Annotated in this window: 19 protein-coding genes; 7 read left to right on the top strand and 12 right to left on the bottom strand. The window is 55.4% G+C overall.

Annotated elements, in window-relative coordinates; all coding sequences use genetic code 11:
- Positions 1-2: 2 nt before the first annotated feature.
- Positions 3-446 carry a PaaI family thioesterase gene (locus AC2FH2_RS02215; protein WP_496822717.1) on the bottom strand — a complete coding sequence of 148 codons (444 nt, stop codon included), beginning with the start codon at positions 444-446 and terminating at the stop codon, positions 3-5.
- A 58-nt stretch (positions 447-504) separates the two neighbouring features.
- Here AC2FH2_RS02215 and AC2FH2_RS02210 point away from each other — a divergent pair, with 58 nt between their 5' ends.
- The 4 genes from AC2FH2_RS02210 (at position 505) to gluQRS (ending at position 4,437) form a co-directional block, all read left to right on the top strand.
- Positions 505-1,290 carry an enoyl-CoA hydratase gene (locus AC2FH2_RS02210; protein WP_496822715.1) on the top strand — a complete coding sequence of 262 codons (786 nt, stop codon included), beginning with the start codon at positions 505-507 and terminating at the stop codon, positions 1,288-1,290.
- A gap of 261 nt (positions 1,291-1,551) precedes the next feature.
- Positions 1,552-2,892 (top strand): methylenetetrahydrofolate--tRNA-(uracil(54)-C(5))-methyltransferase (FADH(2)-oxidizing) TrmFO, encoded by a 1,341-nt coding sequence (gene trmFO / locus AC2FH2_RS02205; RefSeq protein ID WP_496822713.1) that lies wholly within the window; start codon positions 1,552-1,554, stop codon positions 2,890-2,892.
- Between the two features lie 37 nt (positions 2,893-2,929).
- Complete coding sequence (locus AC2FH2_RS02200; RefSeq protein WP_496822711.1) at positions 2,930-3,544, top strand: class I SAM-dependent DNA methyltransferase; 615 nt, start codon at positions 2,930-2,932, stop codon at positions 3,542-3,544.
- Positions 3,541-4,437 carry a tRNA glutamyl-Q(34) synthetase GluQRS gene (gene gluQRS / locus AC2FH2_RS02195; RefSeq protein ID WP_496822709.1) on the top strand — a complete coding sequence of 299 codons (897 nt, stop codon included), beginning with the start codon at positions 3,541-3,543 and terminating at the stop codon, positions 4,435-4,437. The genes AC2FH2_RS02200 and gluQRS overlap by 4 nt, the downstream gene beginning before the upstream one ends.
- A gap of 4 nt (positions 4,438-4,441) precedes the next feature.
- On the opposite strand, the gene hisI is transcribed toward gluQRS, so the two are convergent.
- Entirely contained in the window at positions 4,442-4,831 is a 390-nt protein-coding gene (gene hisI, locus AC2FH2_RS02190; RefSeq protein WP_496822707.1) for a phosphoribosyl-AMP cyclohydrolase, read from the bottom strand.
- 48 nt (positions 4,832-4,879) lie between these two features.
- Between hisI and AC2FH2_RS02185 the strand changes: the two genes are divergently transcribed.
- Entirely contained in the window at positions 4,880-5,332 is a 453-nt protein-coding gene (locus AC2FH2_RS02185) for an iron-sulfur cluster assembly scaffold protein (RefSeq protein ID WP_142633884.1), read from the top strand.
- A gap of 60 nt (positions 5,333-5,392) precedes the next feature.
- Positions 5,393-6,031: a MarC family protein gene (locus tag AC2FH2_RS02180; RefSeq protein ID WP_496822705.1), complete on the top strand. Its 639-nt coding sequence runs from the start codon at positions 5,393-5,395 to the stop codon at positions 6,029-6,031.
- Positions 6,032-6,217: 186 nt separating this feature from the next.
- Here AC2FH2_RS02180 and AC2FH2_RS02175 read toward each other — a convergent pair whose 3' ends face one another.
- The 5 genes from AC2FH2_RS02175 to sciP form a co-directional block, all read right to left on the bottom strand.
- The gene (locus AC2FH2_RS02175; RefSeq protein WP_142633888.1) at positions 6,218-6,502 is read right to left on the bottom strand and encodes a hypothetical protein; all 285 of its coding nucleotides are present in this window, start codon (positions 6,500-6,502) and stop codon (positions 6,218-6,220) included.
- Entirely contained in the window at positions 6,454-8,544 is a 2,091-nt protein-coding gene (gene recG / locus AC2FH2_RS02170) for an ATP-dependent DNA helicase RecG (RefSeq protein WP_496822703.1), read from the bottom strand. The genes AC2FH2_RS02175 and recG overlap by 49 nt, the downstream gene beginning before the upstream one ends.
- On the bottom strand, positions 8,541-10,667 hold the full coding sequence (gene ligA, locus AC2FH2_RS02165; protein ID WP_496822701.1) for an NAD-dependent DNA ligase LigA: 2,127 nt from the start codon (positions 10,665-10,667) through the stop codon (positions 8,541-8,543). Before ligA ends, recG begins: the two co-directional genes overlap by 4 nt.
- Positions 10,668-10,790: 123 nt before the next feature.
- Positions 10,791-11,507, bottom strand: coding sequence for a response regulator transcription factor CtrA (ctrA, locus tag AC2FH2_RS02160; protein WP_496691262.1), 717 nt, complete (start codon positions 11,505-11,507; stop codon positions 10,791-10,793).
- Positions 11,508-11,589: 82 nt separating this feature from the next.
- Entirely contained in the window at positions 11,590-11,883 is a 294-nt protein-coding gene (gene sciP, locus AC2FH2_RS02155; protein WP_281994636.1) for a CtrA inhibitor SciP, read from the bottom strand.
- Positions 11,884-12,012: 129 nt separating this feature from the next.
- On the opposite strand from sciP, the gene mnmA reads away from it, so the two are divergent.
- Positions 12,013-13,158 carry a tRNA 2-thiouridine(34) synthase MnmA gene (gene mnmA / locus AC2FH2_RS02150; protein WP_496700989.1) on the top strand — a complete coding sequence of 382 codons (1,146 nt, stop codon included), beginning with the start codon at positions 12,013-12,015 and terminating at the stop codon, positions 13,156-13,158.
- Here the strand turns inward: mnmA and AC2FH2_RS02145 are convergent.
- From AC2FH2_RS02145 to fabZ, 5 genes are read right to left on the bottom strand one after another with little or no spacing between them, the layout of a single operon-like run.
- Positions 13,155-13,736: a cadmium resistance transporter gene (locus AC2FH2_RS02145; RefSeq protein ID WP_496822699.1), complete on the bottom strand. Its 582-nt coding sequence runs from the start codon at positions 13,734-13,736 to the stop codon at positions 13,155-13,157. The two genes, mnmA and AC2FH2_RS02145, sit on opposite strands and share 4 nt — an antisense overlap.
- Positions 13,736-14,893, bottom strand: coding sequence for a lipid-A-disaccharide synthase (gene lpxB / locus AC2FH2_RS02140; protein ID WP_496822697.1), 1,158 nt, complete (start codon positions 14,891-14,893; stop codon positions 13,736-13,738). Before lpxB ends, AC2FH2_RS02145 begins: the two co-directional genes overlap by 1 nt.
- Positions 14,893-15,687: an LpxI family protein gene (locus AC2FH2_RS02135; protein WP_496822695.1), complete on the bottom strand. Its 795-nt coding sequence runs from the start codon at positions 15,685-15,687 to the stop codon at positions 14,893-14,895. The genes lpxB and AC2FH2_RS02135 overlap by 1 nt, the downstream gene beginning before the upstream one ends.
- Before the next feature lie 4 nt (positions 15,688-15,691).
- Positions 15,692-16,477, bottom strand: coding sequence for an acyl-ACP--UDP-N-acetylglucosamine O-acyltransferase (gene lpxA / locus AC2FH2_RS02130; RefSeq protein WP_271947043.1), 786 nt, complete (start codon positions 16,475-16,477; stop codon positions 15,692-15,694).
- Positions 16,474-16,947, bottom strand: a complete 474-nt coding sequence (fabZ, locus tag AC2FH2_RS02125) for a 3-hydroxyacyl-ACP dehydratase FabZ (protein ID WP_142633907.1) — start codon at positions 16,945-16,947, stop codon at positions 16,474-16,476. Before fabZ ends, lpxA begins: the two co-directional genes overlap by 4 nt.
- Positions 16,948-16,964: the final 17 nt, after the last annotated feature.

The raw sequence follows: 16,964 nt of genomic DNA, 5'->3' as shown, positions 1-16,964 counted from the left end.
TTTCACCCAAAAGCTGCCGCAGCTGACCCCTCTGGTGGTAAAGAATAGGTCATCGTTGCGCGAGCGACGGGTTTGTCTGACCCTTCCGAAAATATTAGAACGTCACCTACGGCAAGGGTTTTTCCTAGCTTCAGCAAGGTGCAGTGCGCAATCAAATCTGCATTTCCATCCGGTTTGCGCATGAAGTCCATTGAACAACCGGTTGTCACGGCCAGAGACTGCTGGCCCCTGCGCGCCAGGATCAGTGCGTAAACGCTTACATCAGCTAATCCAAACATAGACGGTCCCGAGACGGTCCCACCGGGGCGCAAATGACGGTCGCCAACGGCAAGTCTCATGACGATGGACTCTTCGGTCAGATCCTGGACCGAATAATCCTGACTGACCTGGGGGAAGATTTGGCTCATATAATCCTCCAGTTCCTCCCGATTCATTGCCAATGACATACTTCCCCTCCTGGATTTGCCGACCTAGAGTTGGCCTCACATCAGATCGGAGGGCAAGATGGGAATTCTGGAACGAAATGACGCAGACGCCGTGGCTAGGCTTACAATGAATGCGCCAGACCGACTCAACGCCCTAAGTGACGAAATGCTGGCTGCGCTGCAGACTGAACTTGATACTCTGCGCGAAGACAGTTTCATCCGGGCGGTGATCCTTTCTGGTAAAGGCAAAGCTTTTTGTGCGGGTCATGATCTGAAACAGATGACAGCTGGGCGCCAATCTGAAGACGGCGGCAAAGCCTATTTCCAGGACCTATTCAATCGCTGTGCGAAAATGATGCTTTCGATTCAGTCGCTTCCGCAGCCGGTAATTGCCCAGGTGCACGGCATTGCTACGGCGGCCGGATGCCAGTTGGTTGCAACCTGCGATCTTGCTGTAGCTGCCGAAGGGACGCGGTTTGGCGTAAACGGTGTGAATATCGGGCTGTTCTGTTCGACTCCAATGGTTGCTCTTAGCCGAAACATTCCACGCAAACACGCCTTCGAGATGTTGACGACCGGAGATTTCATTCCGGCGTCACGAGCTGCTGAGCTGGGTCTTGTCAATCGCGTGGTGCCAGAAATGCTGTTGGAGCATGAGGCTGTTTCGCTGGCCGAGCAGCTTGCCTCAAAACTGGGATCTGCCGTGAAAGTCGGAAAACAGGCCTTCTACCGCCAGTTGGATATGCCATTGGATCAGGCCTATTCCTATACCGGCGAGGTAATGGCTCAGAATATGATGCATCGGGATACCGAAGAAGGAATATCTGCATTTATCGGAAAAAGAGATCCAAATTGGAGCCAATAAGGAATTTGTCATGCATATTTTTCCGCAATGTCGCCATTTTTGGACTTTTCAAATGGGCGTTACTGTGGCAATGCTGAGACGAGGCTAAGGCCTTGAACACTTTTTGGGTCGCCGTGGGCGGAAGGTCCCTCCGAGCTGGTTTCTCTCACTGGCGCAGACATTCCCGCATCGGCGACCCCAAAAATCCCTTGAAAACATGATTTCCCGTGCGCCATCGCTGCTGTGTTGCGTTGCGATCTTCTGTGCCCTATGTGGCAGCTTATGACACAGAAATTGCATATCGTGGGCGGCGGCATGGCCGGGTCCGAGGCTGCCTGGCAGGCGGCGGAAATGGGCGTCGAGGTCGTGATTCACGAAATGCGCCCAAAAGTCGGAACTTTTGCGCATCAGACCGGCAACTTGGCCGAGATGGTCTGCTCGAACTCATTCCGGTCGGATGATGACGAACAGAACGCCGTTGGACTGCTGCATTGGGAAATGCGCGAGGCCGAAGGGTTGATCTTGAAAACGGCAGATGCGCACCGACTGCCGGCCGGGGGCGCATTGGCTGTGGATCGCGGTCCGTTTGCGGAATCTGTGACGGCCAAGTTAAAGGCTCACCCCCTTGTCGAAATCACTGGCGAAGAAGTGACCGCCCTGCCCTCTGACGGCCAATGGATATTTGCCACCGGCCCTCTGACGTCTGCTGGATTGGGAGAAGCAATCCGCGCGGAAACCGGCGCCGAGTCGTTGGCGTTCTTTGATGCCATTGCACCAATCGTCTATGCAGACAGCATCGACATGAGCAAAGCTTGGATGCAATCTCGGTATGACAAGGGTGAGACCGAAGAAGAACGCACCGCTTACCTGAATTGTCCGATGGACCGAGAACAGTACGACGCCTTCATCGACGCCCTGCTGGCCGCGGACAAGACCGAGTTCCATGAAGGAGAGACCGCAGGCTATTTCGACGGTTGTCTTCCGATAGAGGTTATGTCCGAGCGCGGTCGTGAAACGTTGCGCCACGGACCGATGAAGCCGGTCGGCCTGACGAACCCGCATCAGCCCGAGGTAAAGCCTCACGCGGTGGTTCAACTGCGCCGGGATAACGCCCTGGGAACATTGTTCAATATCGTCGGTTTTCAGACCAAGATGAAATACGGAGCCCAAACCGATGTATTCCGCATGATTCCTGGGTTGGAGAATGCCAGTTTTGCGCGGCTGGGCGGTATTCATCGCAATACGTTCATCAATTCTCCGACATTGCTGGATTCCCAAATGCGGCTGAAATCAAAGCCCAATATCAGGTTCGCTGGTCAGATTACCGGTGTCGAAGGTTATGTGGAAAGCGCCGCGATGGGTCTTTTGGCCGGACGTCTGGCTGCTGCCGAGATGTTGGGCCGTACCGTTCCCGAAGTTCCGCAGGACAGTGCCATGGGCGCTTTGATCCACCACATCACTGGCGGTGCCGAGGCAAAGACATTCCAGCCAATGAACGTGAATTTCGGTCTGTTCCGTCCTGTCGATGGGTTAAAAGGCGGTCGGCGTGGCCGAAAAGACCGCTACAAGGCCTATACTGACCGGGCCAAGGAAGAATGGACCAAGTGGTTGGCGCATTGGTGACTGGACGGGTCCGGCCCCGACGTCCTAACATATCGGTATGAGCGATAAATTCCTAAAGGATGTCTATGGGCTGGATTCGCCTCAGGCGACCAAAGCACATTATCAAAAATGGGCCTCGTCTTATGATGATGAGGTTGGGTCAAACGGTTATGCGACCCCGGGACGTATCGCCCGGGCTCTCTGGTCGCAATTACCTGAAACGAAAACCCCAATTCTGGACTATGGCTGCGGTACCGGTCTGTCGGGTGTCGCACTGAACGCGGTAGGATTTGAGGTCATCGACGGAATAGACCCCACCCCCCAGATGTTAGAGGGCGCTCTTACAAAGGGGGTTTATCGCAACCTAACCAGTTTCGACATCACAGATCCCAACCCTCTGCAAGCTGGCGCATATAAAGTAATCACAGCGATCGGAGTCATCGGCGTCGGCGCCGCACCGCCAGAGACACTGGATATGCTCCTAAACGCATTGCCATCACACGGTCTTTTAGCTTTTTCTTATAATGATCATACGCTTGAAGATCACAGCTATACCGTTCGCCTAAGTGAGTGGCTGGATATGGGCGCAGCACGATTGCTGTTCCGGGAATATGGCCCGCACCTTCCGGGAATGGACATGAAGTCTGACGTTTATATTGTTGAAAAAGTGTGACTTTAGTAACCAGATTTGCACCATCACCTACAGGACCGCTGCATCTCGGCCACGCTTATTCGGCGATGTTGGCCCATGATTTTGCAAAGTCGAATAATGGGCTGTTTTTGCTGAGAATCGAGGACATCGACCGATCTCGCTCGCGCCCGGCATGGGAAACCCAGATTTACGATGATTTGCATTGGCTTGGCCTGTCTTGGCCTGAACCGGTGCTGTGCCAATCCACGCGAACCGCAATCTATGATGCCGCGCTAGACGATCTGTGGTCGCGGGGGCTGCTGTACCCGTGCAGCTGCAACCGAAAAGACATCGCCAACGCGGCCAGCGCTCCCCAGGAAGGAGCCCCACTTCTTGGTCCGGACGGGATTATCTATCCGGGGACGTGTCGCACACGTTGGAAACAACAGGGTTCATCGGGTAAACCACGCCCGCTTAGTATTCCGTTGCGATTGGATATGGCCGAAGCTTTGCAACAAACATCCAGCCTGTTTCAGATCGATAAAAACACTGCATGGTTTCAAGAGATTGGAGAAGGTCCAGGCGCTGAATCCGGCGGTGTCCGGTTCACACAGGCAGAGATGTTGGAAACGGTTGGGGATGTCGTTCTGTCGCGCCGGGATATGGGCACGTCGTATCACTTGTCGGTCGTTCTGGATGACGCTGCACAAAAAGTTACGCATGTGGTTCGCGGTCAGGATCTGTTCGAAGCCACACGTATCCACGTTCTGCTGCAGGCGTTGTTGAATTTGCCGACATCCATCTACCTGCATCATCGCCTGATACGCGATCAGGCCGGCAAACGGCTGGCTAAACGCGACGATGCGCGTGCCATTGCCAAGTTTCGCGACGAAGGGGCGACGCCCGAAGATATTCGGGCGATGGTCGGGCTTTGACCGATCAGGCCATGGGGGCCATGAGTTCGACCTCGTCCCCGTCTCTGACCGCTGTGTAAAAGCACGACCGACGGTTGGTGTGGCAGGCCGGACCGGTCTGGCGCACAAAGACAAGCAGGCAATCCCGGTCGCAATCCACGCGGAGATCAACCAATTCCTGCACATGGCCCGAGCTTTCGCCCTTGATCCAGATTGACTGGCGCGAGCGGGACCAATAGGTAACGCGTCTGGTTTCAAGCGTCTTTTCAATGGCGCTCTGGTTCATCCAGGCCATCATTAATACCTCGCCCGTATTTTCGTCCTGAGCGATGGCCGGAATCAGCCCGGCCTCGTTGAATTTCAAACTCGATGCATCGAACGCGACTGAGGAAGACATGACAAAAACCTTTTGCATCCCGGTGGATGGCCACTATGTATTGGGAACATTCAACGAGGGAAAGCCATGTCCGGCGAGAATGACCTGATAAAGCTATACTCTGGCCGAATTCTGGCCCTTGCTGCTGACATTCCACATCTAAGCCGGCTTGATGACGCTGACGCTACGGTGAAAAAACGCTCGCCCCTATGCGGGTCGACCATCACGGTTGATGTCAAAGTTCAGGATGGCAGAATTTCAGAGTTCGGTCAGGACGTGAAAGCCTGCGCTTTGGGACAGGCCTCCGCTTCGGTTGTTGGCGGGGCAATCGTCGGAACAACGCGTGCCCAGGTCGAAAAGGCGCGCGAGCAACTGTCCGCGATGCTGAAAAAGGATGGATCGGCACCCGAGGCCCCATTTGATGGGCTAGAGGTTTTGATGCCCGCACGGGAATATAAGAACCGCCATGCCTCGATCCTGCTGGTTCTTGATGCAACCGCAGAGGCGTTTGAACAGGCGGAACGTGCAAATTGCGCCTAAACATGGTTTTGACGGGCAAAACGTTATAGCCTTTCGGAATAAACGAAGGGAATTTCAGTTTTGAACGGTTTACTTGAGCATTTTGTCACGCTTTGGGTTGTTATTGATCCTATTGGAACAATCCCGGTCTTCATCGCTGTTACCGCAGGGCTTGGGGCCGCCGCACGCCGTAAGATGGCGCTTTTGGCCTCGCTTATAAGCGCCGGGATTCTATTGTTTTTCCTGGTCTTCGGGCAACTGCTGATCGAGGCACTGGATATCGGCCTGAACTCTTTTCAAGTCGCTGGCGGCATTATCCTTTTCCTGTTCGCGCTGACCATGATTTTTGGCGAGCCCAAACAGGAAGTCGAGCAGCGCGCTGCCGAGGACGACATCAAAGACGAACTCCACAAACACAACCCAGCGATCTTTCCTCTTGCCGTCCCCTCGCTTGCCTCACCAGGTGCGATGCTGGCCATCGTCATCTTGACCGATAACAACAGGTACAGTGTTGCTGATCAGGGGATCACGGCTTTGGTCATGCTGTCGGTTGTTGCGATTGCCTTTGTCCTGATGTTGCTGGCCGAGCCGATCATTCGGCTGATCGGCCATTCAGGCGCCGCCATCATCAGCCGTGTCATGGGGATGATCCTGGCATCGGTCGCAGTGAACTCGGTTCTGTCGGCGTTGTTGGAAATTATGAAAACCGGTCAGCTCTAAAAAAAACCGCCGCACCTTTCGGGCGGAAAGGGCGGCGGCAGGTAATGCGTTTCTCATGTGGGGTCCGGATATCCGCGCGGGGCCGAGGCATGGCCCTTCAAGGGTATTGGGACAGGCAGGTCACCCTTGATTGAAATGGGGATGACAAGCGCGGCGTGATCGGCATGAGATCGCAGGCAGAAAGACTTAATACGTTCCGGGAAGATGAAGTGCGACCATAAGTATGACCACCAGTGCAACCGCACCTGCTGCGTCCTGCAGCAGCGTCGACTGGGAACGATTTAGGGTGGTCTTGATCTGGGTCAGCATATGGGTTCCTCCGGTCAGGGTTTTAATCCTTTGTTGACCTTTTGTTCTCATATTTTGCTGTCTTGGTAAAGAACTTTTTGAGAACATTTGTGAACTAATGTTCCTGTTTTCGTCTAACCAACTGATATCAAACGGATTGCCTGATCCTGTTTCATCAGCCACAAAAGAACACGAGCCGCCTTGCCCCTTTGCGTTTCAAGTTTGGCGTCCACGCCCAGCAGAGCCCTTGCGTCAGACTGCGCAACTGCCATCAAACCGGCCTGCCTTTCCAAATCGGCGATACGGAACTTCGGCAGACCTGACTGCGCGGTACCGATCAGATCGCCCGCTCCGCGCATTTGCAGGTCTGTCTCAGAGATTTTGAACCCGTCTTCGGTTTCGCGCAGAACTTCCAGCCTTTTGCGCCCCCCTTCGCCGAGGGGCGGCTGATACATCAGCAGACATGTCGATTCTGCCTCGCCTCGCCCAACACGACCGCGAAGCTGATGCAGCTGCGCCAGGCCAAAAATCTCGGCCCTTTCGATAACCATGATCGAGGCATTTGGAACATTCACGCCAACCTCGATTACCGTGGTCGCCACCAGAACTTTGGTTTGCCCCTGCTGAAATGCCTTCATCGCTGCGTCTTTGTCGGCGGGCGGCATTTGGCCGTGAACCAGCCCCACTATCCCGTCCCCCAAAATGGCACGCAGCCTTTTGAACCGTTCCTCGGCAGCGGTCAGATCCGAGACTTCGGATTCATCGACAAGCGGGCAAACCCAGTAGCATTGGCGGCCCTCAGCAATAGCTTTTTGCAGATGCGAGACAACTTCTTGAATCCGTTCAGTGCTCACAACCGCTGTTTTGACAGGTTTTCGCCCCGGTGGCTTTTCATCAAGCACGGACACGTCCATGTCACCGTATTGAGTCAGGGCCAGACTGCGTGGGATCGGCGTTGCAGTCATGACCAGAACATCTGCTCCCTTGCCTTTTTCCGAAAGCTCCATGCGTTGACGGACCCCAAATCGGTGCTGTTCGTCGACGATTGCCAGCCGTAATTCCTGAAACGCGACATCGCTTTGAAATACGGCGTGAGTGCCCACCAGAATGTGAATATCCCCCCGTTGAAGCGCCAACAGCTTGGCACGCCGATCCGCCCCCTTGTCGCGACCGGTCAGGATTTCCAGAACCACGCCCGCCTCTTCGGCGAGGGGGCGCAACCCTTCCAGATGCTGCTGAGCGAGTATCTCGGTTGGGGCCATCATGACGCCCTGCCCGCCCGCCTCGACCGCGACCAGCAGTGCCATGAACGCAACCAGAGTCTTGCCGGACCCAACATCCCCCTGAAGCAATCTGTTCATGCGCGTATCGGAGGCCATATCCCCTGCGATCTCTTGAATTGCGCGCTGTTGGGCGTTGGTGGGCTTGTATGGCAGGTTCGACAACACACGGGATTGCAGCTTGCCCGTACCAGCGCTGGCGATCCCCTTGACCCTGCGCTCTCTTTGGCGGGCCAATGCCAAGGTCAGTTGATGCGCGAACAGCTCATCATAGGCCAAACGCTCATGCGCTGGAGAAAAAGACGCTACATCATCCGCACCCTGCGGATTATGCGCTGCTTGTACAGCGCTCAACCAGTCTGGCCAGTTCTCTTTTGCGACCTGCGCGGGATCAATCCATTCCGTCAATTCCGGCGCAAGTGTAACCGCGCTACGCGCGGCCTTGAAGGCAGTTTTCTGGGTCAGCCCCTGGGTCAAATGATAGACAGGCTCAAACTCAGGGATATCCTTTGCGTCCGCAGGCGGCAGCATGTGATCCGGGTGAACCATCTGAGCGATGCCGTCGAAAAGCTCGATCTTGCCAGAAATCACCATGCGCGCGCCCTGAGGGAGCACTTTTTGCAAGTAGTCGCCGCGGGCATGAAAGAACACCAACTGAAATTCAGTCTGGCTGTCTTCAACATGGACACGATAAGCACCGCCCTTGTTTCTAGGGGGGCGATGGATGCCAACGGTGACTTCTACGGTCAGCGTCGAGGGCAAATCGACGCCTTGAATGGTATCGCGCCTGCGCCGATCAATCACCGCATAAGGCAGCCCGAACAAGACGTCGCGCGGGGTCTCGACACCTGACTGCGCCAAGACCTGAGCCGTTTTCGGCCCCACGCCGTCAAGCGTTTCCAGCCGCGAAAACAGCGGGAACAGAGATTCGGGCCGACCACTCATTTGCCGTCGATCAGCTGCAACCAGCCATCTTCGTCGAGCGTCTCGATCCCAAGCTCAGCCGCCTTTTTCGCCTTTGATCCAGCGCCCGGTCCTGCAACCAAAAGATCGGTCTTTTTGCTCACTGACCCCGACACTTTAGCGCCCAGTGCCTCGGCACGTGCTTTGGCTTCGGCGCGGGTCATCTTTTCAAGCGTTCCCGTAAAAACCACTGTCTTTCCTGCAACAGGGCTGCCCGAGGTATCGGGCCGTTTCGCGTCTTGGACATCAAGCTGAGCCACAAGATCGTCGATGCTCTGCCGTTCGGCAGGTTGGGCGAAGGCTGAAACCAATGCGCGGGCCATAACCTCACCAACACCGTCAACGTTCAGCAGCTCATCCCATTCTGACCCGGTCTGACTATGCGCTATGGTAACCGCTTTTTCCAGCTCATCCCATGATCCGTAATGCGTTGCGATTAGGTTCGACGCTGCCTCGCCGACATGTCGAATGCCCAGTGCAAACAGCAACCGACCCAGTGGAATAACTCGTTTTTCATCAATCGCTTGCCACAGATTGGTGGCGCTCTGCGCCCCCCATCCCTTGCGATTAGCCAGCCTGTTCAGGTTTGCACTATCTCGTTGTTTCAGAGTAAAAATGTCAGCCGGGGTCCGAACTGGCAGATCGGGATCATCATAGAACATCTCAATCTGCTTTGCTCCAAACCCTTCGATATCAAACGCCTTGCGTGAGACGAAATGCTTCAATTTCTCAACGGCTTGCGCAGGGCAGATAACGCCGCCGGTACAGCGACGGACCGCGTCACCTTCCTCGCGGATCGCATCGCTGTGACATTCAGGGCATTTTTCCGGGAAGATAAACTTTTCGGCATCATCCGGGCGTTTCGAAATGTCGACATCGGCAACCTTCGGGATCACATCGCCGGCGCGATAAACCTGAACCCAGTCGCCGATCCGAATGTCTTTGCCTTCGCGTATCTCGCCGCCTTTTGCGTCTTTACCAGAAATGTAATCTTCGTTGTGCAACGTTGCGTTCGACACGACCACACCGCCGACAGTAACCGGGTGCAGCCTGGCCACCGGGCTCAGCGCGCCGGTGCGGCCAACCTGAATGTCGATCGCTTCAAGACGGGTCCAGGCAAGCTCGGCCGGAAATTTATGCGCAATTGCCCAACGTGGTGTGCTGGACCGGAACCCAAGCCGTGATTGCAGCGCAAGATCGTTTACCTTGTAGACCACACCATCAATGTCATATCCAAGCGTCGCGCGCTGCAGCTCGATGCTGCGATAGTGATCCAGAATCTGCATTGTATCCGCGCATAAACGGGTTAGCGGGTTGGTTGAAAATCCGAATTCCTTCAGGCGCTGTATGGCTTCGTATTGGGTGCTTGCCAGAGGCTCAGACAGCTCCCCCCAGGCATAAGCAAAAAACTTGAGGGGACGAGAACGGGTAATTGCGGAATCCAACTGACGAAGGGATCCTGCGGCAGCATTTCGCGGGTTGGCGAAGGATTTTTCGCCTTTCTTGGACTGGCTCTCATTTAGACGATCAAAGTCGTCGTGAGACATATAGACCTCGCCGCGAACCTCAAGGATGTCTGGTGCGCCGGTGATTACCTGTGGAATATCCGATATGGTTAGCGCATTTGCGGTAACATTTTCCCCGACTTCTCCGTCTCCCCGCGTGGCCGCCTGGACAAGCCTACCCCTCTCATACCGAAGCGAAAGGGAGAGACCGTCGATCTTGGGCTCAGCCGTATAGCTCAAACTCGTCTCGTCATCCAACCCTAGGTATTTTCGGACGGACCGATCGAAATCAGAGACGTCTTCGTCTTGAAAAGCGTTGCCCAAAGACAGCATGCGTACGGCATGTGAAATCTTGGAGAACCCATCGGCGGGGCGGGCACCAACGATATCCGATGGGCTGTCAGATCGCTTGAGTTGCGGAAATCGCGACTCGATTTCTGAGTTTCTGAGTTTCAGCGCATCATAGTCGGCATCAGAAATCTCGGGGGCGTCTTTCTGGTGATACAATGCGTTCGCATGATGTAAAAGCCCAGCCAGCCGCGCCAGTTCATTGCGTGCCTGATCTTCCGTCAGGTCTGATACAGAAATGGAATTGCTCATGCCCTCGCCCCGTCAACTGTTCTTGGAGTTCAGTGATAGGGCGAGGGCATGGCTAGGTCCAGACGTGCTGTTCAGTGAGCGAGGGTGTCGCCCCGGACCCTTGGCGACGTAAAACTTGCGCGCCTAGGCGCCAACCGCAATGCGAGGTTCGTCGACGCTGTTTTTCTGAGGATCTCGCAACACATATCCCCTGCCCCAGACGGTCTCGATATAATTTTCGCCGTCGGTGGCATTGCTAAGTTTTTTGCGCAATTTGCAGATAAAGACGTCAATGATTTTCAATTCGGGCTCATCCATTCCGCCATAGAGATGGTTAAGGAACATCTCTTTAGTCAGGGTTGTTCCCTTTCGAAGGCTCAGAAGTTCGAGCATTTGATATTCTTTGCCGGTCAGGTGAACGGCCTTGCCTTCCACTTCGACGGTTTTCGCATCCAGATTCACTGCAACGCGCCCGGTGTGGATTATGGATTGAGAATGCCCTTTTGAGCGGCGAATAATGGCGTGAATACGTGCAACCAATTCTTCTCTATGGAACGGTTTGGTCAGATAATCGTCAGCACCAAATCCGAAGCCTTTAATTTTACTTTCTGTATCGTCGGCCCCCGACAGGATCAGGATCGGCGTTTCCACCCGCGCAACCCGCAACTGGCGCAGCACTTCATGCCCGTTCATATCCGGAAGGTTGAGATCAAGGAGGATCAGGTCGTAATCGTAAAGTTTTGCCAGGTCGATCCCTTCTTCGCCTAAATCTGTCGCATATACGTTCAGATTGGCATGTGTCAGCATCAGTTCGATGCTTTTGGACGTGGTTGGATCATCCTCGACAAGAAGTATACGCATTTACTGCTCCAATTCAGCTCAATTTACCAATTAAAATCGAGCCTGCTCAAAAATGGTTAATCTGACGTTACCGTTGAATCATTTATTCACACTCTCCTTTAGGTTGTCGATATTTTTTTATCGTGGTGACCTTTAAAGCGTCGGTTCCGTGTTCTGCGACCGCAGAAACCCAGGAATTAAATTCTTCGTCGCTGAGGCCATATTGGTTTTTAGCTTCCGAAAGCGTAATCAATCCGTAAAGAACGCCACGGACTACAATCGCTTTACGGGATGCCACCCAGCGGGTTGTCTCTTTTGGCGGCAGATCAGCCCGGGATAAAACCGTTCCATCCGGCAGGGTTACCGACCTGGGCCCCTCTACTTTGTGCAAATACATCTTTCGGTCCTCTTCGTGCTGCGACAAAGCTGACACCATGCTACTTAATGTGTTGTGAAACCGCCCCTTGAGAGTATCTAGAATTTTCCTATATTCTGCCGGTCTTTCTTAACCCGTACTGGAACCGTCATGGCCCTCGACACCGAGACACCGCTGAACTCTCTTGGCTTTGCCAAGCCCCCGTCTGAAACGCGGGTGGTTGTTGCCATGTCCGGAGGCGTGGACAGCTCGGTCGTGGCCGCGCATTTGGCGGATCAGGGGTATGACGTCATCGGCGTCACCCTGCAGCTGTATGACCACGGTGCTGCGCTGGCCAAAAAGGGGGCCTGCTGTGCCGGTATCGACATTCACGATGCGCGCCGCGTGGCCGAGGAACGCGGGTTTCCGCATTACGTTCTGGATTATGAGAACATCTTCAAGGACGCCGTGATCGACGAATTCGCCGACAGCTATCTGGCCGGTGCGACGCCGGTTCCCTGCATTCGCTGTAACGAACGGGTGAAATTCAAGGACCTGCTGGAAACCGCCAAGGATCTTGAGGCTGATTGCATGGCCACCGGCCACTATATTCAGCGCAAGACAGGCCCCAACGGGCCGGAATTGCACAGCGCCGAGGATGCCAACCGCGATCAATCCTATTTCCTGTTCTCGACGACCCCGGAACAGCTGGATTTCCTGCGCTTTCCACTGGGCCACCTGCCCTCCAAGGACGCAACGCGCGAAATGGCTGCGCAATATGGGTTGGCTGTTGCCGACAAGCCCGACAGTCAGGACATCTGTTTCGTGCCCAACGGCAACTATGCCAGCGTAATCGAAAAGCTGCGCCCCGGCGCGGCGGAACCGGGTGAGATCGTTCATGCGGATGGTCGTGTGCTGGCCCAGCATAACGGGGTAATCCACTATACCATTGGTCAGCGCCGCGGGCTTGGTATCGGAGGCCTCAGCGATCCGCTTTACGTGGTGAAGCTGGATGTCGACAAGAAACAGGTTGTGGTTGGCCCCAAAGAAATGTTGGCCACCCGCACCATTCCGGTGCGTGAGATCAACTGGCTGGGCGATGAGCCGTTTACGTCACGCGATGAATGGCACGTCCTGGTCAAGGTTCGCTCGACCCGCCCCCCGCGTGAGGCCATCATCCGCCCGCTTTCGGACACCACGGCAGAGGTCGAGTTGCTGACCCCGGAAGAAGGTGTGTCGCCCGGTCAGGCCTGTGTTTTCTATGCGTCCGAAGGCAGCCGCATCTTTGGCGGCGGCTGGATTTGGCGCGGATACTAAACTGCGTCAGTCCACGAGTTGCTGAGAATATAAAGACCAGCGCAGATCATCACGTAAGGAACAAGCATCTCAAGCTTGCGCGCGATGCGACCACTGATGAGCGGAGATTTGGCGCCCAGCAGCGCCAGCGTGGCCAATCCTACCACGGCAAGCCCTGCGCCGAAGGCTCCGGCGATCCGAAAGCCTGGCGTTGAATCCGCCAATAACGGCGCCAGAACGGCCAAAGTGTCCATCGACAGGCTGGTAAACAGTAAGGTTGTCACCAAAATTGACGCTCCGGCTTCGAGATGCACCGGTGTATCGGCGCCCTGCCCGCGCCATTGGCGGATGGCGGCCAGACAGCCCAGTGTCAGCGGGATCATCCCCAGATACCCGGCCCAGCCCGGTATCACGCCCTCGATCCCCATGGCGAACAGCAAGGACGCCGAAATCACCAAGCCCTGTGCGAACAGAAAGCCAAAGACGGCCCGCTTGTCCCCTGACACCAAGATCAGCGCCACCAAGGCGGCAAGATTATCCAGATTGGTCAGTATCAATGCCAGAAAGGCCGAAAAACCAAAGAGGATGAACTCGGCCATCAGGACGGCATTCTGGCCAACACGGCCTTTGCAGCTCTGAAACCAGGGGCGTCGCCGCCACGGCCCAGGCGCTCCATTGTCAGATCCATCGCGTTGCGCTGCGCGTCAGGTTTCAGGGCGACCTCTCGTAGCGCTACGGCAATCTTGTCCGGCAGGCAGTCATCCAGCAGGCATTCCGGGATGGAACGCGTTTCCGAGACAAGATTGACCAATGTAACCGTGTCCAGATTGACCATACGTACTGCCAGTTTCTGGGTCAGCCAGCTGAGGCGGTAGGCAATCACCATGGGTGTTTCCTGGGCTGCAAGTTCAAGCGACACGGTACCCGATGCCGCCAGAGCAAGGTCCGCTGCGGCAAAGGCTGCGCGTTTCTGCTGAACCGCCTCTTCGGTCGGAACATTGCGCGGGTCGATCACGACGGGATTGCCTGGCCATGTCTGCAGGTGTTCGGTTACGGCCTCGACCATATGCGCAACCGCCGGAACAATAACCCGCGTACCCGGCCGGTCGGCTAGGAACTGCCCCAAGGCCTGACCGAATACAGGGGCCAGACGGTCAACCTCACCCTTGCGCGACCCCGGCAAGGCAAGAACCAGCGGAGCATCCCCAAGATCATAGGCGGCGCGAAACTCCTGGATATCGTGATCTGAGGCGATGGGTTCGCTTGCAACCGGATGGCCAACAAAATCGCATTCCATCCCGGCGCGTTCCATATAGGGCGGCTCAAACGGAAGCAACGCCAGCACATGGTCGATGACCCTGGCCATCTTATCCGCACGCCCCGGTCGCCAGGCCCAAACGCTGGGGGCCACATAGTGGACGGTTCGAATATCGCTTGCTGCTTTGACCAGCTTGGCAACGCGCAACGAGAAGTCCGGACTGTCGATGGTGATCAATACGTCAGGTTTGGTGTCCAGCACGGCCTGCGCTGTCTCAGATATCCGGCGCTTGAGGTGAAAGAATTTTGGCAATATCTCAATCAGGCCCATCACTGACAATTCGGACATCGGAAAGCGGCTGTTCAGACCCTGGGCCTGCATCAATGGTCCGCCTACCCCGTCGAATGTAACATCTGGGACAAGTGCACGTAGCCCTTCCATCAACGCGCCGCCCAATCGATCGCCCGAAGGTTCGCCGGCGACCAGAAACACCCGCATCAGTTGGTTCGCTCACGCACATAAAGGAACAAACCCAGGCGATCGCACTCAGCAATTACACGTTGTCGCTGCAATACAAGCACCCCGCCCTTTTCGATCACGATCCCGGACAAACCAGCTGCGACGGCGCTGGAAATGGTTTCAGGTCCAATAGCTGGCAGATCCGCGCGAAAGTCCTGATCGGGCTTTGGACCCTTGAAAAGCACCCCACCACCCGCATCAGGCCGTTGAGTCAGAGACTCGAGCATCCATGCGGTGCCAAAAATCCCTTCGATCGCCAAAGCCTGCCCTTTGGAAACTGCACAGGCCTGGCCGATATCAGCTGCCCCCATGGCACGCAGGATACCGGATGCCCGATCCGCATCTGCCCGATCCGCATCTGAGGGCTGTGCCTCTGTCAAACAACCAAGCGGAGGCAGCAGTTCAGGCGCAATCTCATGCGCGGCACGGACACTCAGGCCTGAGTTTTCGAATATCCCAATGACAGCCCGTAATGCGCCGTCATCGCCGGATTGAATCGCCTGCACCAAAATAGGCACCAACGGCATCGTCGCGGCATCAATGCGCGACGGGTCAACGGCGGGACGTTGAACCGCTCCGGCCATACAGATTTCAGTTACGCCACGGGTTTTGAGATCTGCGATGAATGATCCAAGCTGTTCAAGCGGGAAAACGATGTCGGCAGACAGAGTATCCGGGGCAAAGCCTTCCATCGCGCAGATCAAGGGCCGTTCAGCCAGACAGGAAACCAATTCGTCCGGCAACACACCTGTTCCCGCGATCAGTGCCAACATGATGTTACTTCCTCGGTGTCAGAAAGGACCGATCCGAATCGCCGGTTACGAAATTGACGATTTCGCGGACATATTCGCTTTCGGCATCTTCACCCAAGCGCTTGGCGCGGTCCATAAAAGTTCCGTCACCATCGGACAATTCGCGAAACGCTGCGCGTAAAGCTGAAATATCAGCTCGTGCGACACCGCGCCGTTTGAGGCCAACAAGATTCAGGCCGTCCAGCTCGCCGCGAGGCGCTTGAACAAGCCCATAGGGAATCACGTCGTTGGGCACCATCGTCAGCGCGCCGATAATCGCCCCGCGGCCCACACGAACCCATTGATGCAAACCCGAAATCCCGCCGACGATAACATCGTCTTCGATAATGCAATGTCCCGCGGCACCAGAATGGTTCACCATGATCACGCGATTGCCAATCTGAACGTCGTGAGCCACGTGAACACCAGCCATCAGCAAACAGTCATCGCCAATCCGGGTTACACCGCCACCGCCGTCTGTTCCAGAATTCACTGTTACATGTTCACGGATACGGTTTCGTTTGCCAATTTCCAGCCGCGTATCTTCACCGCCGAACTTAAGGTCTTGCGGGATTTCACCGATGACCGAAAAATTGAAGATTATGGTGTCTTCATCCACCTCGGTGTCACCAGTAACAACAACATGCGACTTCAGTTCTACCCGGTCTTTCAACCGCACCCTTGAACCAACAAAACAAAAAGGGCCGATGACACAGCCCTCTCCGATCTGAGCACCGTCTTCGATGATTGCGCTAGGGTGAATGCCACTCATGTTGTCTTTTCCATGTCCCAATCAACATAGGCTGAGAACTCAGCTTCGGCTGCGACCTCTCCATCAACCGTGGCCCTGCCAGAGAACTTGAAAATCTTGCCACCCTTCTTGCCGCGCACAGTTTCAACATGCATCTCGAGCACGTCACCGGGCACGACTTTGCGGCGGAACTTGCACTTGTCGATATTCATGAAATAGATCAACAAGTCGCTGTCGATGACATCCATCCCAACGCCAAGCATAACACCTGCGGTCTGCGCCATTGCTTCAACAATGGTCACACCAGGCATAATCGGTGTACCAGGAAAATGGCCCTGGAAATGCGGCTCGTTCATAGTGACGTTCTTGATGCCGACCGCTGACTGAAAGCCTGAAATCTCGACCACCTTGTCGACCAGCAGAAACGGATAGCGGTGCGGCAATATCCGTTGAATCAGCTGAATGTCGGCGCTTTTGGTGTCCGTGCTCATAGTTCTGATATCCTGTT

This window comes from Ruegeria sp. YTSA105, from assembly GCF_059610225.1.
This window is presented reverse-complemented; position numbering and strand designations above follow the sequence as displayed.

Excerpts from the sequence above, each read along its gene's own strand:
- AC2FH2_RS02215 (WP_496822717.1), bottom strand. The coding sequence starts at position 446 with ATGTCATTGGCAATGAATCGGGAGGAACTGGAGGATTATATGAGCCAA.
- AC2FH2_RS02210 (WP_496822715.1), top strand. The coding sequence starts at position 505 with ATGGGAATTCTGGAACGAAATGACGCAGACGCCGTGGCTAGGCTTACA.
- trmFO (WP_496822713.1), top strand. The coding sequence starts at position 1,552 with ATGACACAGAAATTGCATATCGTGGGCGGCGGCATGGCCGGGTCCGAG.
- AC2FH2_RS02200 (WP_496822711.1), top strand. The coding sequence starts at position 2,930 with ATGAGCGATAAATTCCTAAAGGATGTCTATGGGCTGGATTCGCCTCAG.
- hisI (WP_496822707.1), bottom strand. The coding sequence starts at position 4,831 with ATGCAAAAGGTTTTTGTCATGTCTTCCTCAGTCGCGTTCGATGCATCG.
- AC2FH2_RS02185 (WP_142633884.1), top strand. The coding sequence starts at position 4,880 with ATGTCCGGCGAGAATGACCTGATAAAGCTATACTCTGGCCGAATTCTG.
- recG (WP_496822703.1), bottom strand. The coding sequence starts at position 8,544 with ATGAGTGGTCGGCCCGAATCTCTGTTCCCGCTGTTTTCGCGGCTGGAA.
- ligA (WP_496822701.1), bottom strand. The coding sequence starts at position 10,667 with ATGAGCAATTCCATTTCTGTATCAGACCTGACGGAAGATCAGGCACGC.
- ctrA (WP_496691262.1), bottom strand. The coding sequence starts at position 11,507 with ATGCGTATACTTCTTGTCGAGGATGATCCAACCACGTCCAAAAGCATC.
- sciP (WP_281994636.1), bottom strand. The coding sequence starts at position 11,883 with ATGTATTTGCACAAAGTAGAGGGGCCCAGGTCGGTAACCCTGCCGGAT.
- mnmA (WP_496700989.1), top strand. The coding sequence starts at position 12,013 with ATGGCCCTCGACACCGAGACACCGCTGAACTCTCTTGGCTTTGCCAAG.
- AC2FH2_RS02145 (WP_496822699.1), bottom strand. The coding sequence starts at position 13,736 with ATGGCCGAGTTCATCCTCTTTGGTTTTTCGGCCTTTCTGGCATTGATA.
- lpxB (WP_496822697.1), bottom strand. The coding sequence starts at position 14,893 with ATGCGGGTGTTTCTGGTCGCCGGCGAACCTTCGGGCGATCGATTGGGC.
- AC2FH2_RS02135 (WP_496822695.1), bottom strand. The coding sequence starts at position 15,687 with ATGTTGGCACTGATCGCGGGAACAGGTGTGTTGCCGGACGAATTGGTT.
- lpxA (WP_271947043.1), bottom strand. The coding sequence starts at position 16,477 with ATGAGTGGCATTCACCCTAGCGCAATCATCGAAGACGGTGCTCAGATC.
- fabZ (WP_142633907.1), bottom strand. The coding sequence starts at position 16,947 with ATGAGCACGGACACCAAAAGCGCCGACATTCAGCTGATTCAACGGATA.